This is a genomic window from Flavobacterium coralii, from assembly GCF_019891545.1.
GTDB lineage: Bacteria > Bacteroidota > Bacteroidia > Flavobacteriales > Flavobacteriaceae > Flavobacterium > Flavobacterium coralii.
In genome coordinates this window covers 118,314-131,855 of the sequence record NZ_JAHDIU010000002.1, presented here as the reverse complement: position 1 = coordinate 131,855, position 13,542 = coordinate 118,314, and the positions used below count along the sequence as shown (strand labels likewise).

The following is a 13,542-nucleotide window of genomic DNA, read 5'->3' as shown; positions in this document are numbered from 1 at the left end:
ATAATTTATTGCCGAGGATTAAGTTGGTATCACTACGAATTGGAAGGATTGAATCTATATGGAGCGGATGTTTTTAAAGAAACTGAAAAACTCTTCAAACTATTACATCCGGGTGGTTTTTTCGTATTAGAAATAATTACTAATCACAGCGGAAAAAGACCTATCAATGAGGTACATAATAATATAGTCGAAGATTATTTAAAGTTATTTAATAGCTTTGGAGTTTCCACTTCAGCAAAAGACTGGCTTGGATCGGAATTAACCTTGAAGATATGTCTGAAAATCTTGGCAGAAGAGGAATAACAATGGTAGTAAAAAAATAAGATGTTACGTGATCTAAATGATTACCGCAAAATATTAATTAATTTACAGTTTGATATATTTATGTTGCGAGAATCCTTTAAAATTCTGAATTACCGCATTTTTCTGGAAATACTATTATGATTATAAAAATCATGAGTTAAGCGAGTTTATGATCAAAGTGAGATAAAAGTAATTGAAATAACTCTTTCCATTGTTACGGCGAACATACGCCCATCGAGTAGATAAATTTATATATTAATTGAGTCAATTAATTTAAACTTATGAGCTTCTTAACACACTATAAAATTTTCTTAAAACTTAAAAACTAGTACTCCGAAAGCCTCGCCAGCACTGACAAATCCTCTAAAAAAGTGTTCGAAAATTGTCCGGGCAAGTCCACTTTTACGTTTTAAACGTATTGGAAATATCCAGTGGAAAACAGACAGAATGTCTTAAAACAATATAAGCCTGCAATTTACTTATTGCAGGTTTTTTGTTTTTATATCCTTCGTTTGCTATTTATTTTCGCAAGAAAATTAAGGGTTTTTACGTAACCTTATGGTTTTGATGTTAAGTACTTTTACATCAAAACCTTTTTTATGGCTATAAAAGATTTAAATACACTTAAAGAATGGTTCAGCAGTGGAAAAAAGCCCAAGCAGAATAATTATTGGGACTGGTTAGATAGCTACTGGCATAAGGATGAAACAATATCTCAAGATGACATACAAAACTTACCCGAAGCATTAGATCAGAAAACACAAAAGAGTGAATTCGAAGCACATGTTACAGACCTTGATGCACATAACCTTAATTCCAGGTTTGATGCAAAAGCCAATGTTAGGCATACTCATGAAATGACTGATGTAATTGGGCTGGATGATACTGTAGCGAGTTTAGTGGTTAATAATGCTACTTCTACACAAGCAGGTAAAATAAAACTTGCAGGCGATCTTTCCGGTACTGCAGAAACACCAATAGTACAGGGCCTTACAGCTAAGTTGAACAAAGATGCTAATGCGGAATATGAGCACACTGGTGATAATGCAGATACATTTGCCCCTGCCCTTTTGTCAAGAACGGGGGGCATCTTTAGAAGCGGTTTTGTAAAATGGTTTGAAAAGCTTAAAGTACTATCAATTGATGGCTCGCTTTGCCAGATAGAACCTAATGAAAGTGTTACAGATGGAAATATGGTTATTAAGGGTATAACAGGAGCTGCAGAATCATTACGGTTTTTGACAGGAGCCATACCTGTTGCATCCTATGGCATTGATAACAGTTCACCTGTATTTAGGTTTTTTTGCCCTGTACAATATGTTGCAGATTCAGCAATAAATGAAACACATTTTATCACATCCAGTATTGCTCAGGATGGAGTACAAAACCTTAAAGAGGTAGTTTTACCAAACAACAGCATCATAACTGTTGACATACAAAATATTGCAATTATGGATATAGATGGTAATTATATTACAGGTAAAGCACAGTTTTCATTTACAAATACCGGAGGAAAACTAAGTGCCATTGGCAATAAAGTCCTTAACTACAATGAGCAATACTCATCATATATAGATAGCTCACCTACGGAAACAGACACAAGGCTACAGGCTGTAATATCACACTCAAGTATTGCTGTGCAATTTGTAAATACTCAAAATAAACCGGTAAATATTAATTGCAGGATTGAATATAATATTGTAACACAACCTATTGCAGAGTAATGGGAATCTTTAAAGGAATAAAATTAAGTGGTTTAAAAGTAAGGGTTGAAGATACATTTAATTCGGTACCGGGACTCATGCAGTGGAACTGCATTCCTGAACTTTTAACCATGTATTATGATACGAAAATTACACGCTGGGGAGACAAATCAAACTTTCCTGTTCCATTATCTATGGGAAACACAGACAGAATGCCGGAGCTCGAAAAAGATATATGGCTTAAAACTGAAAGCAATCTGTCTTATTTGGCAGCCTATAATACAGATTACAGATTTTTACATAATGGTTCTCTTTTTGCTATTTACAGCATAATGAAGAATACATTCTCAACAAGCAGCACAAGGACAGCTAATAGCCCCTTTAGAACAGGATCTAATGCTACAACAGGCTTAGTACTTACTATCGGTAATGCAGTTTCAGGACGTTTTCAGGCAACTATAAGGGGCGGTGCAACAGTTCCTACAAGAGAGGTAACAGGCTTTTTAAACCCTGAAAGCCCCAGTTATACTCCAAATAACAGCATTGTTATAACTGCATGTATTAATTTAGGACAGGCAGATGGAGTAGTGATGCGATATGGAAATGCACAAGAAGTTTTACCACCTTTTTTTTCCACAATTGATGAATATCCTACTAAAGAAAATTCTCATTTTGTAGCAGCACAGGGCCAGATAGACATGACAGTACGTGAAAACCTCTTACTGATTTATAACTGGACAGGATATAGTAATGCTCAGGTACAGTCTTTTGATAAACAGGTTATGGAATTGTTAAGGAAAGAAAAACAAAAAATTGAAAGTTTAGATAACTAATCAATATAAATCTGCTCACTAATTAATTGCTATTAAATTGGGTATTTTTACGTAATCAGTTTTTTTGATGTTTACGTTATTTTTACATCAAAACAATTTATGGCAACTACAGATATAAATACCCTAAAAGAATGGTTTAGCGCCGGTAAAAAACCAACACAGGATGAATACTGGGCAATACTGGAAAGCTACTGGCACAAAGATGAGAATATTCCTTTTGACAGGATTGCCGGACTTAAGGAAGAACTTGACAAAAAAGAAGGACTACATGCTCATATTGTATATATAGATGATCTTGTTTCAGAAAGGTTATATAACATACAGTCTGAAGATCTTGGAAAAACGCTTATCTATTCAGGTAACGAAGATATTACAGTAAAGCTTAGTACGCTCATTTTGTTTAAAGAAGGGTTCCAATTAATCATTCAGCAGTCAGGAGCCGGCAATATTACTCTTGCAACAGACGGTTTTATATTAAATCATACTAACGACATGTTGCCACAATTATATGGCCAGCATGCAATTGCTGCTATAATGGTTACAAAAGCCGGCACAAAACCTGAAGTTCTGTTATATGGTAAACTAAAACTGGCATAATGCACACTCTTTTATTTGATAACTGTATAAAAGGCACAACAACCTGGAGTGGTGGCAGGTGGAGCAACGGGTTGCCTAACGGCAATTGTGATGCACTATTAAACGAAAAATATACAACTGCTGAACATGGCAGCTTTACTTGTTATAATCTTTACATTGGCGCGACTGAACTTATTATTACAGCGAATTGTTTTATAAAAGTTTTAGGCGAGACAGTAGAACAGGATCCTAAAGCAGTTTTTACTGTTGAAAATGATGGTGAATTTACATTGCTTAATAAAGATGTAGATGTAGCAACTGTAAAAGCTACCTTCAACCGCTTGCTGACAGGCTTAAAACGCCTTGACTATTGGTTTTTATCATCGCCAATATCGGGTTTACCGGTTATAAATTTATCACCTACAACTTTAACAAACAGATTTTATGGATATAATGCCATTGATGATATATATATTTCGATAGATCCTAAGATTACAATACTTGAAGCCGGAAGCGGATACCTTGTTCGGACTCCCAATAATTTTCCTTCAACGGTAAGCGACTGGCAGGTGTCTATAAATAACCTCACACTAGGTACATTAAACAGTGGTATTATAAATCTAAATTTAGGAGAAGGTAAAGGATATAGGTTTGTTGGTAATCCATATACTTCAAAACTTAGTTTACTTAAACTTTTAAGTGAAAACAAAAATCTTCTAAGAGGATATGTATATATATGGCATAAAACTAATAATCCTGATAATCCTACCTATGTTGTCTCAAATAAAATAACAACTGACAGAAGTACATGGGATATTAACCTGATGCCTTTTCAGGCATTGCTTGTTTATAAAGAAACGGAAGAAGAATCTATTGTAACTTTCACTCCTGATATGCAAGTGCTACAGCATGATTTTACTGAGCCTGATAAATTCTATATAGACTTATTGCAAAAAGATTTATATATACCTGTAGCAAGTGTATCCTATACTGTAGAGCAATATCCTGATGATTTTCTTAATATGGAAACCGAATCAAGGGTTTTGGCACTGGTTGATAATGAAAAGTTATATTACATAAAGCAGGCAGAAGACTGGAGTGCAAAAAAAGAAATACCCTTATTAGTAATAGCAGTATTTACTACTGAATATTCTATTCGGCTTAGCAAATTTGAAGGTTTATTTAGGCAACAAAACATTTTTTTATTTGACGGGGAAACCGGAGTCAAACATGATTTAAAGTCAGAGCCCTATACAATAGCATTAGAGGCTAAAATGGAGTACAGAGACAGGTTTATACTACAATTTGAATAAGTTATGGAAAATTTGGAAGGACTGAATGAAACCGAATTTAAGATTTTGCTTGAAGATTTAGAAGAGTTAAGCATTTTTATGAGTGATACTACTAATGTGCTCTTACTAGATGCAAGCCAGTATAAAAGGGCAAAGCAGGCACTTAATAAGGATAGCAATTAGCCGATATAACCGTCTGCCTCCCTCCTTTACCTTATTCAAAGTGGTTTATCCACTGCGGGTTGTTGTATAGTGTAGAATGGCTTATTTTACCTTTAAAATCAGGATTTATACCAGACAACATATTCTTAATGCTGTTAAAGGTTGTATTAGGCAGTTTACCACTAAGGGTAATCCGCCTAATACATGCCAGATCAATTTCTACATCAAAGCTTGCCATTTGAGGATTATTGCCTGAAGCAATAATCCTGTATTCCCGCTCCGGCCTGTATGGGAGCCGTTTTAAAAAGGGAATCTTTTCTGTTGGGTATTCGCCTAAATTTCTGACACTTATATACTCCATCCTGCCATGCATGATATTTTCATGCTTTTGAATAGAAGCAAACAGTTTCGCAGGGCTAAATTCTATACAGCAACCCGCCGTACCCGAAGCGTAGGAATTCCAATGATGTATCGTTTCGTTCTCGTGCGTAAGGCACAAAACATATACACTCTCAAAACCTGATTTAGACTTGTAAACCTCCAGCGTTTTCCTGTCGTTATAATCTTCCCATGACATTGGGTTAAGCAACGTTAACTTTTCGCGCCTCAGCATATCAATTACAAAAGGCAGCGTGGTAAAGCGGTTGAGTTTTTTAATGTTTGGTGTCATTATCAGGTTTTTATAAAAGTTACTGTATCATCTCCAATCTCTGTAAATTCTAAAAAGCTGCCAACCTTCATAGTACTAAGCGGTGTAGATGCAGGGGTAGAAAATGCGATTAACGGTGTTATGCTCCCGCCTGTCGTACACCTAATAACACCTTCAAATTCAATAGAGCTGGTTGGCGATGCCGTAGAACTGTTTAAAACCTTTATACCAATACCACTAACCTGTGTTTGGGTAAGTGCTGTGGCATAAGCATTTAAATTAGATGAAAATAGCCTTGCATAATACTCCATAGAAGTAATTGCAAGCCTGTCAACCGACCACCCTATAGAAATAGTATGCGATGTACCATTAGCAATATAATATTTCCCTTTAAATATATAGGTTTTGTTAGCTTCTAACGGAATTATATCGCAGCCTGCAGGAAAAGCAACAGCAGGTGAAGTGCCGGGTATGGTATAAGGTGCCGCCGGTACCGAAATTATCTTCTTCTGCCCTGTCGTTACGGTAATATTACCGGAGCCAACGAGTGGTTGCCCATTTACCGTTTTAAGATTGTTACTGTTAACTTTGGTATCTAAATCCTGCTGCAGCCCAGAGACCTGGTTTACAGCAATAGTACCGGTAATGGTTGCAGCACTTCCGGTAACGTTTGTAACTGTTACATTACCATTATCGTCAGGAGCTTTATCATTTACAGTTTTAACAGCAATAGACTCAACAATAAGTGCTGCCGTTTTCGGGGTTACAAACTGTGTATCGTTTTCGATATCAACCGGCTTTACAGCAGGGGCTTTATCTTCTTCCCTGTGCAGCAGGCTGTCTATAACACTAGCATAGTGGGAGTGTGATGGCTTATCTCCCGGCTCAAAATAAGATTTAAGTATATCTCTGTTTTCTATCATGGTTTTTGAAGGTATATATTAAGAGCAAGAAAGAAGAGGAGCAACATAACAAATGCTGCGCCGTAAAGATGACTCTTCAAAAACAAAGGAGTTCTGCAAATATATATAAAATTCATTCTGTCAATCAATTCTATCAAAAATATAGTAGAAAAAGTCACCATTTAAAGGGCTTTATTAATCATTAACATGTAGCCACATAAAAATTCAGTAAAAATACGCATTGCACAATCTGCGTAATTGGGATAGTTTTAACACATCCTAAACAACTAAAAAATTACTGCAATTATGATGATAACTGATGTGCTTGCCGATCTTATTTTAAAGGTAGAGGACAATACATCTACGCATGTAAAAGTGCACCTTAACAACATTGCTACACTTAAAGAGCACGATACACCTGTTGAAACATCATCTGCAATTGTACTTTCTATTGTTAACATAGAGGAAGATAAAACACTTAAAAACCAAAGCCTGTATCAAAAGTACCAGCCTGGGTCTAATACAGTAAGAAGATTTCATAAGCCTGCACAAAACCTGATCATCTCTTTATTATTTTCTTCTTATGATAAAGAAAATACCAAATATGAGGACGGGCTTAAAAGGCTTGAAGAAGTAATACGCTACTTCCAGAACGAAAATGTGTTTTACTATTACAACGGGCAGCTAAATATAGCGCCGCCTGCTACCGAAGAAGAAAAAGAAGAATCTACAAAAATAATACTGGATATGGTGAGCCTAAAAACAGATCAGGTTAACCAGTTGTGGTCATATCTCGGAAGCCGTTACATGCCTTCTGTAGTATACAGCATGAGGATGATTCGCATCCAGAAAGAAGACTTAATAAATCAACCAATTGTAAAAGAAGTAGAACTGGAATTATGGAGAGATAATAAAGATGACCCTTCGGGAGAACTGGAAACAAAGGAAGTAATCAAGTAAACAGAAAAAAGATTTTTTAACAAACTTTAATTATGAATATTAGTTCAATCAAAACCCCGGGGGTTTACATCAACGAAATTGATGCTTTTCCCCAATCAGTTGCCCAGGTGGCAACAGCCATTCCTGCTTTTGTAGGATATACAGAAACAGCACCGGAAGCTTTAAAGCCTGTAAAAATTGTATCGCTGTTAGAGTATAACCAGTATTTTGGCGGTGCACCACAGCCGGAAAACATTACTGTAGTATTAGATGCTAACAACATGCCAACTACAGGCACTACAGTTACAGAAAGCCAGTACAAGCTTTACAACAGCCTTCAGCTATTTTTTGCAAATGGTGGCGGAGAGTGTTATATAGTTTCTGTTGGTTCTTATGAAGATGATATTGACGAGACCGACATAACTGCCGGTTTAGATGCTCTTGAAAGTTATGATGAGCCTACACTTTTATTATTTCCTGACGCGGTGAGCCTGGATGCTGATGTATTGGGTAACCTTCAAAAAACTGCACTTTTACAGTGCCAGGAATTAATGGACCGTTTTGTTATTATGGACGTTAAGCAGGATGACAATCTTGATGATGCGCTAACAAGCTTCCGTGATAATGTGGGCATACAAAGCCTTAAATATGGTGCTGCTTACTACCCGCACCTGTATACCAGCTTTGCGAGCCAGTATAACTTTTCAATACTAAATGCGGCAATACCGGGTGGCTTTAAGAGATTTTCTCCTTCAGATACTGAACTAAATACAGCTATAGATAATTATATAAGTGCTGCGGGTTCGGCAGAAGCCTTAAAAGATTCTTGGGAATCTATTCCTGCTGCAGACAAACAAATTGATTCTATAGCAACAACCAATGAGTTGAAAGCCAATCTTGAAAAAGTATGGGGGCAGTTAACAAAGCTTGGAAAACCTGACACGGCTATATCAGATGCAGGATTAAAAACACAGGCTAATCAGGTAATAAGCACAAGCCTGCTTCAGTATGCGCGCAGGTTAGCAGATTTTAAAGCGGAATATGCCACACTAAAAACTGATGCAACTACAACCGTGACTCCTGTTGGTAATTATGGTACAGCAATAACAGGTGGCTTTGATGCAGCCTGGGGTGCAAACGTTATTACAACGTTAAATACACCTAACTCTTACCTAGATAAGTTAAGTACAGAAACTACCGTTGGGCCGGATACCTTTAAGCAGGTTGATTACGCAAAAATCACGGCACAGCTTACAAGGCTTAACAATGATGTACTTGCAGCAATGGCCTCTGCATTCAGTTCTTTTGACAGGTACCTTTCTTATCAGCAAGGGCAACTGGTTTCACAGATACCAATGTATAATGTAATTACATCTTACCTTGACCAAAGCCTTAATACAGTACCGCCAAGCGGTGCCATTGCAGGTATCTATGCACAAACCGATGCTACAAGAGGTGTATGGAAAGCTCCTGCAAATGTTAGTATAAACGGTATTGTTGGCCTTACTGATGATATTAACGACAGGGAGCAGGGCCCTATGAATGTTAGCGACACAGGTAAATCTGTAAACGCAATCAGGAAATTTACCGGACAGGGATTCCTTGTATGGGGTGCGCGAACGCTTGATGGTAACAGTAACGACTGGAGGTATGTAAACGTAAGGCGCCTTGCTAACACAATAGAAGAGTCTATCAAAAAAGCATGTCAGCATTATGTGTTTGAGCCTAACACATCGCAAACATGGATTAATGTTAAAGGCATGATAGAGAACTACCTTACCAATGTATGGAACGACGGTGGCCTTGCAGGCGCTAAACCAAGCGATGCATTTTTTGTATCTATCGGCTTAAACCAAACCATGACTCCGCAGGATATTAATGAAGGCCGTATGATTGTAAAAGTAGGTTATGCTCCTACAAGGCCGGCAGAATTTATCATTGTAGAGTTTAAACAAATGCTTCAACAATCTTAATACAGTAATTTATTATGGCAAATTCGAATTATCCACTACCTAAATTTCATTTTAGCGTGAACTGGGGTGGAACAACAATGTCTTTTACAGAGGTTTCCGGAATGGAGCAGGCCTTAGATGTTATAGAATATCGTATGGGCAACAGCCCGCAGTTCTCTAAAATGAAAATGCCCGGCCTTCAGAAAAACGGCAACATAACCCTTAAAAGAGGTGTTTTTGTTAACCAGAACGACTTTGTAACATGGTATAATACTGTTGCTATGAACCTTGTAGAAAGGCGCAGCATTACCATATCGTTGCTGGATGAAAACCATAACCCGGTTGTGGTATGGAAGGTGAGAGACTGTTTTATTGTTTCTTTAAAAAGCACCGATTTAAAATCGGATGCTAACGAAGTAGCAATAGAAACAGTTGAGATAGCCAACCAGGGATTTGAAGTTGAATATCTTTCATAAAAACATATGTTTCAATCTACCCCTATAACAGGTTTCTATTTCACGGTACATTTTGAGCTGTTGCCTATCCTTAGTGTAGATACTAAGTTTCAGAGTGTAACAGGGCTTAAGGCCACCGTTGAAATGGAAACCTATAAGGAGGGGGGGCAAAACAGGTTTACGCACAATTTGCCAAAAGGCATACAGTATAGTGACCTGGTTTTAAAAAGGTGCCTTACCGCCGAAACTTCTGCACTAAATACCTGGTGCAAAAGCAACATAGAGAATTTTAATTTCTCTCCGGCAAACCTTACCATATTATTACTTAATGATAAGGGCGTGCCTTTAAGAAGCTGGTATGTGGCACATGCTATACCCCTGTCTATAGAATACAGCGATTTTAATGCAGAAGAAAGCAAACTGGTAATAGAGACAATTACCCTTAAGTACAATTTTTTCAAAGAAATATCAGCCTCAAATATTTAAGCCGATGCCAATAGAGATTAAGGAGCTGCATATAAAAATGACCATTGGCGAAGCCTCGAGGGTTGAGAACCAAAAGCCACAGGAGCGCAAAGCAGACATTATGGCGCTAAAAAAACAAATTGTGGAAGAGTGTACCGCAACCATTATGGAAAAACTTAAAGAAAGGGAAGAAAGATGATACAGGCAGCACTGGGTATAATAGAAAAAATGAAGATAGAGATTTTTGGTGATGCTGATTTGCAAAATCAAAAAGATACCATTTATGTTCAGCTTAATCCGGATAAGTACAGTACTACTAAAACTATTATTTATACAGAGCAGCAGCCGGTTGGAAGTTCGCAAAATGTGCTAAACTACCAGTCCAGTAATTCTGAAACTGCTGCGTTTGAGTTTTTGTTTGATAGTACAGGTGTGGTGCCTCCTGCAAAAAAAGAAGGTGGCGGTATGTCGCTTGCAAGTATAGCAAGCAGTTTCGTCCCTTTTAATTTTGGGCAGGCAAAATCAATTAGTAAAGAACTTAGCACATTTAAAGACCTGTTGACTGAATATGATGGCAATACACACGAGCCACCTTATTTAAAGCTTACGTGGGGCGAGTTTATACTCAAAGGCAGGATTACCAGTATGGAGGTGCAATATTACATGTTCAACTCCCAGGGAGAGCCGTTAAGGGCAATAGCACGCTGTAGTTTCGCTGGCTCAACAACTATCAAGCTATTACAGGAACAACAAAAGCCCAGTTCTCCGGACTTGACCCATGAACGCATTTTCACAATGGGCGACAGATTATCAGTAATGGCAGAAAAGATATATGAAAGCCCCGATTACTATACAGATGTTGCCAGAGCAAACGGCTTACTATCCTTTAGGGATATACCCACAGGCACTAAGCTACTTTTTCCACCAATTAAATAATAAAAATGGCTGTAAATCCATATACACCAGATTATAAAGTACTAAACTATGAAATTACTGCAGGCCAGGCAAAGGGCCTCGGCACACTATTGATTGATGCCGAAATTAACTTTGAGCTGAATAAAATACCAACGGCAAAATTTGTCTTTTTTGCTTCTAATCTTGACAATGCCGGAAAAGAACTGCTTGAAAGCGATGAACTTGAGTTAAATGGAGAGCTAACATTTGATATTACTACCGATAAAGGAAAAAAAACACTGTTTAAAGGTTTTATAAAATCTATTGAAAAGAAAACGCTGCCTAACCAAAACCTGATAAAGGTAGAGTGTAAGGACGAGTGCTACAAAATGACTTTTACCGGTACGGAAACCGAAACCAACGAGCTGACTTTTGATGACCATCTTGAGGCAGCGGCAGGCAGCCTGACAGTAGACAGCAGCCTGACAGGACAGGAATGGGGACAGGAGAAAATAACAATGAACTCATCTGTTACCCCTTGGGATTTTATCTTATCCTACCTCGACTCTGTCGGAGTCATGGTGGCCGCCCGAAATAGCGAGCTTAAAGGTATAGATATTACCCAATCACAATCTGAAAAATATTTCGCCGAAACCGGCATTAACATATTTGCTTTCTCAGGAAAGGCCGACCTGTCTAAAAAAATAAAAAAAGTTTCTATAGACTACTGGGATCCTGCGAGCCAGAGCGTGCAGAAAACCGAAGCCGAACAAGAAGCTGATTATGAAAACAATAAAATAGTACGCCTAAACGAAAACAGGTTCAGCCAGGGCACAATAACGCTTATGGCAAATGCAACACTTAAAAAAAGTAACCTGCTGCACATATACGGAAAAGTGCTGACGTTCGGCAATTTAGAAGCTATAGCCGGAGATTACATTATCTGTAACAAGGTGCACGCCCAGATTGATAACAAAGTGTTACTGATAACAGGCGAACGGCATATTATAGAAAACGGTACCTGGAAAACAGAATACACCTTCGGGCTTGAAAAAGGCAATGCCTTTGCCGATATGGCAGACCAGCAGGCGCAAAAGCCACAGGCACAGATAGGCCAGGCCAACCTTACCGGGGGGCTGCTTATTGGTACTGTAGTGCAGCTTGAAGAAGATCCCGGCAATGAATTCAGGATTAAAGTAAGAATTCCTGCCCTTGCAGAAAATGGCGAAGGCGTATGGGCAAGGCTGGGGACACTTTATGGCGCAACCGAAATGGGCAGCTTTTTTATCCCGAATGTAGATGACGAGGTAATACTGGGTTGCCTGGGCAATAACCCTGATAACCCGGTAATACTGGGTAGCTTATACAGCAGTGCCCACACCCCGCCCTACCCTATAACTGCCGATAACTTTATTAAAGGCTTTGTAACCAAAGAACAGACAAAAATTGTTCTTGACGATGAGAAAAAGTCAATAGAGTTAAGTACTGCTCAGGGTAATAAACTGACTATATCAGATGAACTGAAGGGTATTGTGCTGGAAGATGAAAACAAAAACAAGATTAGCATGAACGACAGTGGGATAACGATAGAGAGTGCTAAAGATGTAATAATAAAAGCCAAAGGCAACTTTAAGGCAGAGGCAGCAGCCTTTCAGCTTAAAGCTTCAGGAAATTTTGAAATGAAGGGTGCCACAATTAAACTGAATTAATATGGGAGCCGCAGCAAGAGCAAACGATATGCATGTATGCCCAATGGTAACGGGCAACGTTCCGCACGTGGGCGGGCCTGTAATGCCCGGAAGCAACACTACAGTGCTTATTGGCGGACAGCCTGCCGCAGTTGTTGGTGATAACTGCACCTGTAACGGCCCTGCAGATTCTATAGTACAGGGATCGGGAACGGTGCTGATAGGCGGTAAACAGGCGGCAAGGATGGGCGACTCTACAGCTCATGGAGGCAAAATAGTTGCCGGGTTTGCAACAGTAATAATAGGAGGCTAAACGTATGAAAGAAGAAACATTTTTAGGTACAGGCTGGTCGTTTCCGCCGTCATTTAATGCTGATTCAGGTACTGTGATTACCGTGAGCGATGCTACAGATATTGTGCAAAGCCTGCAGATACTGTTAACCACAAAGCTAAATGAAAGGGTAATGCGCCCCGATTACGGCTGCGACCTTACGCCCTTACTTTTTGAAAATATAACCGTAACGCTGCTTACCGGTATTAAGGATATTATTAAGACGGCGATATTAAAGTATGAACCCCGGATAGATGTGGCAGATATTGCTTTTACATCTGATGAATCAACCGAAGGTGTACTGAACATATTGATAGACTATGTGATAAGGAAAACCAATTCAAGGCAAAACCATGTTTTTCCTTTTTATCTTAACGAAGGAACTTATATAAAATAAT

17 protein-coding genes are annotated in these 13,542 nt (G+C 38.4%); 15 read left to right on the top strand and 2 right to left on the bottom strand.

What is annotated here, in order from left to right; translation table 11 throughout:
- Nucleotides 1-39: 39 nt before the first annotated feature.
- From KJK34_RS03345 to KJK34_RS03320, 6 genes are all read left to right on the top strand, one after another.
- Complete coding sequence (locus KJK34_RS03345; protein WP_223052444.1) at nt 40-303, top strand: hypothetical protein; 264 nt, start codon at nt 40-42, stop codon at nt 301-303.
- 599 nt (nt 304-902) lie between these two features.
- On the top strand, nt 903-2,027 hold the full coding sequence (locus tag KJK34_RS03340) for a hypothetical protein (protein ID WP_223052443.1): 1,125 nt from the start codon (nt 903-905) through the stop codon (nt 2,025-2,027).
- Nucleotides 2,027-2,839: a hypothetical protein gene (locus KJK34_RS03335; RefSeq protein WP_223052442.1), complete on the top strand. Its 813-nt coding sequence runs from the start codon at nt 2,027-2,029 to the stop codon at nt 2,837-2,839. Before KJK34_RS03340 ends, KJK34_RS03335 begins: the two co-directional genes overlap by 1 nt.
- Before the next feature lie 99 nt (nt 2,840-2,938).
- Nucleotides 2,939-3,436, top strand: a complete 498-nt coding sequence (locus KJK34_RS03330) for a hypothetical protein (protein ID WP_223052441.1) — start codon at nt 2,939-2,941, stop codon at nt 3,434-3,436.
- Nucleotides 3,436-4,728 carry a DUF8693 domain-containing protein gene (locus KJK34_RS03325; protein ID WP_223052440.1) on the top strand — a complete coding sequence of 431 codons (1,293 nt, stop codon included), beginning with the start codon at nt 3,436-3,438 and terminating at the stop codon, nt 4,726-4,728. Before KJK34_RS03330 ends, KJK34_RS03325 begins: the two co-directional genes overlap by 1 nt.
- 3 nt (nt 4,729-4,731) lie before the next feature.
- The gene (locus KJK34_RS03320; protein WP_223052439.1) at nt 4,732-4,890 is read left to right on the top strand and encodes a hypothetical protein; all 159 of its coding nucleotides are present in this window, start codon (nt 4,732-4,734) and stop codon (nt 4,888-4,890) included.
- 31 nt (nt 4,891-4,921) lie between these two features.
- On the opposite strand, the gene KJK34_RS03315 is transcribed toward KJK34_RS03320, so the two are convergent.
- Both KJK34_RS03315 and KJK34_RS03310 read right to left on the bottom strand, forming a co-directional pair.
- Nucleotides 4,922-5,539, bottom strand: coding sequence for a hypothetical protein (locus tag KJK34_RS03315; RefSeq protein ID WP_223052438.1), 618 nt, complete (start codon nt 5,537-5,539; stop codon nt 4,922-4,924).
- A 2-nt stretch (nt 5,540-5,541) separates the two neighbouring features.
- On the bottom strand, nt 5,542-6,441 hold the full coding sequence (locus KJK34_RS03310; protein WP_223052437.1) for a hypothetical protein: 900 nt from the start codon (nt 6,439-6,441) through the stop codon (nt 5,542-5,544).
- 285 nt (nt 6,442-6,726) lie between these two features.
- Here KJK34_RS03310 and KJK34_RS03305 point away from each other — a divergent pair, with 285 nt between their 5' ends.
- Genes KJK34_RS03305 through KJK34_RS03265 form a run of 9 tightly spaced genes read left to right on the top strand, consistent with a single transcriptional unit; the run spans nt 6,727 to nt 13,541 of the window.
- Nucleotides 6,727-7,380 (top strand): Pvc16 family protein, encoded by a 654-nt coding sequence (locus tag KJK34_RS03305; RefSeq protein WP_223052436.1) that lies wholly within the window; start codon nt 6,727-6,729, stop codon nt 7,378-7,380.
- Between the two features lie 32 nt (nt 7,381-7,412).
- Nucleotides 7,413-9,332, top strand: a complete 1,920-nt coding sequence (locus KJK34_RS03300) for a phage tail sheath C-terminal domain-containing protein (RefSeq protein WP_223052435.1) — start codon at nt 7,413-7,415, stop codon at nt 9,330-9,332.
- Nucleotides 9,333-9,346: 14 nt separating this feature from the next.
- Complete coding sequence (locus tag KJK34_RS03295; RefSeq protein ID WP_223052434.1) at nt 9,347-9,787, top strand: phage tail protein; 441 nt, start codon at nt 9,347-9,349, stop codon at nt 9,785-9,787.
- A 6-nt stretch (nt 9,788-9,793) separates the two neighbouring features.
- A complete protein-coding gene (locus KJK34_RS03290; protein WP_223052433.1) occupies nt 9,794-10,252 on the top strand; it encodes a phage tail protein in 459 nt (152 codons plus the stop codon).
- 4 nt (nt 10,253-10,256) lie between these two features.
- Nucleotides 10,257-10,430 carry a DUF5908 family protein gene (locus KJK34_RS03285; protein ID WP_223052432.1) on the top strand — a complete coding sequence of 58 codons (174 nt, stop codon included), beginning with the start codon at nt 10,257-10,259 and terminating at the stop codon, nt 10,428-10,430.
- Entirely contained in the window at nt 10,427-11,167 is a 741-nt protein-coding gene (locus KJK34_RS03280; protein ID WP_223052431.1) for a CIS tube protein, read from the top strand. Before KJK34_RS03285 ends, KJK34_RS03280 begins: the two co-directional genes overlap by 4 nt.
- Nucleotides 11,168-11,172: 5 nt before the next feature.
- Nucleotides 11,173-12,834, top strand: coding sequence for a phage baseplate assembly protein V (locus KJK34_RS03275; RefSeq protein ID WP_223052430.1), 1,662 nt, complete (start codon nt 11,173-11,175; stop codon nt 12,832-12,834).
- Between the two features lies 1 nt (nt 12,835).
- Entirely contained in the window at nt 12,836-13,126 is a 291-nt protein-coding gene (locus KJK34_RS03270) for a PAAR domain-containing protein (RefSeq protein ID WP_223052429.1), read from the top strand.
- Nucleotides 13,127-13,130: 4 nt separating this feature from the next.
- A complete protein-coding gene (locus tag KJK34_RS03265; protein ID WP_223052428.1) occupies nt 13,131-13,541 on the top strand; it encodes a GPW/gp25 family protein in 411 nt (136 codons plus the stop codon).
- Nucleotide 13,542: the final 1 nt, after the last annotated feature.

Excerpts from the sequence above, each read along its gene's own strand:
- KJK34_RS03310 (WP_223052437.1), bottom strand. The coding sequence starts at position 6,441 with ATGATAGAAAACAGAGATATACTTAAATCTTATTTTGAGCCGGGAGAT.
- KJK34_RS03300 (WP_223052435.1), top strand. The coding sequence starts at position 7,413 with ATGAATATTAGTTCAATCAAAACCCCGGGGGTTTACATCAACGAAATT.
- KJK34_RS03270 (WP_223052429.1), top strand. The coding sequence starts at position 12,836 with ATGGGAGCCGCAGCAAGAGCAAACGATATGCATGTATGCCCAATGGTA.
- KJK34_RS03305 (WP_223052436.1), top strand. The coding sequence starts at position 6,727 with ATGATGATAACTGATGTGCTTGCCGATCTTATTTTAAAGGTAGAGGAC.
- KJK34_RS03325 (WP_223052440.1), top strand. The coding sequence starts at position 3,436 with ATGCACACTCTTTTATTTGATAACTGTATAAAAGGCACAACAACCTGG.
- KJK34_RS03315 (WP_223052438.1), bottom strand. The coding sequence starts at position 5,539 with ATGACACCAAACATTAAAAAACTCAACCGCTTTACCACGCTGCCTTTT.
- KJK34_RS03320 (WP_223052439.1), top strand. The coding sequence starts at position 4,732 with ATGGAAAATTTGGAAGGACTGAATGAAACCGAATTTAAGATTTTGCTT.
- KJK34_RS03265 (WP_223052428.1), top strand. The coding sequence starts at position 13,131 with ATGAAAGAAGAAACATTTTTAGGTACAGGCTGGTCGTTTCCGCCGTCA.
- KJK34_RS03295 (WP_223052434.1), top strand. The coding sequence starts at position 9,347 with ATGGCAAATTCGAATTATCCACTACCTAAATTTCATTTTAGCGTGAAC.
- KJK34_RS03275 (WP_223052430.1), top strand. The coding sequence starts at position 11,173 with ATGGCTGTAAATCCATATACACCAGATTATAAAGTACTAAACTATGAA.
- KJK34_RS03285 (WP_223052432.1), top strand. The coding sequence starts at position 10,257 with ATGCCAATAGAGATTAAGGAGCTGCATATAAAAATGACCATTGGCGAA.
- KJK34_RS03290 (WP_223052433.1), top strand. The coding sequence starts at position 9,794 with ATGTTTCAATCTACCCCTATAACAGGTTTCTATTTCACGGTACATTTT.
- KJK34_RS03280 (WP_223052431.1), top strand. The coding sequence starts at position 10,427 with ATGATACAGGCAGCACTGGGTATAATAGAAAAAATGAAGATAGAGATT.
- KJK34_RS03335 (WP_223052442.1), top strand. The coding sequence starts at position 2,027 with ATGGGAATCTTTAAAGGAATAAAATTAAGTGGTTTAAAAGTAAGGGTT.
- KJK34_RS03340 (WP_223052443.1), top strand. The coding sequence starts at position 903 with ATGGCTATAAAAGATTTAAATACACTTAAAGAATGGTTCAGCAGTGGA.
- KJK34_RS03330 (WP_223052441.1), top strand. The coding sequence starts at position 2,939 with ATGGCAACTACAGATATAAATACCCTAAAAGAATGGTTTAGCGCCGGT.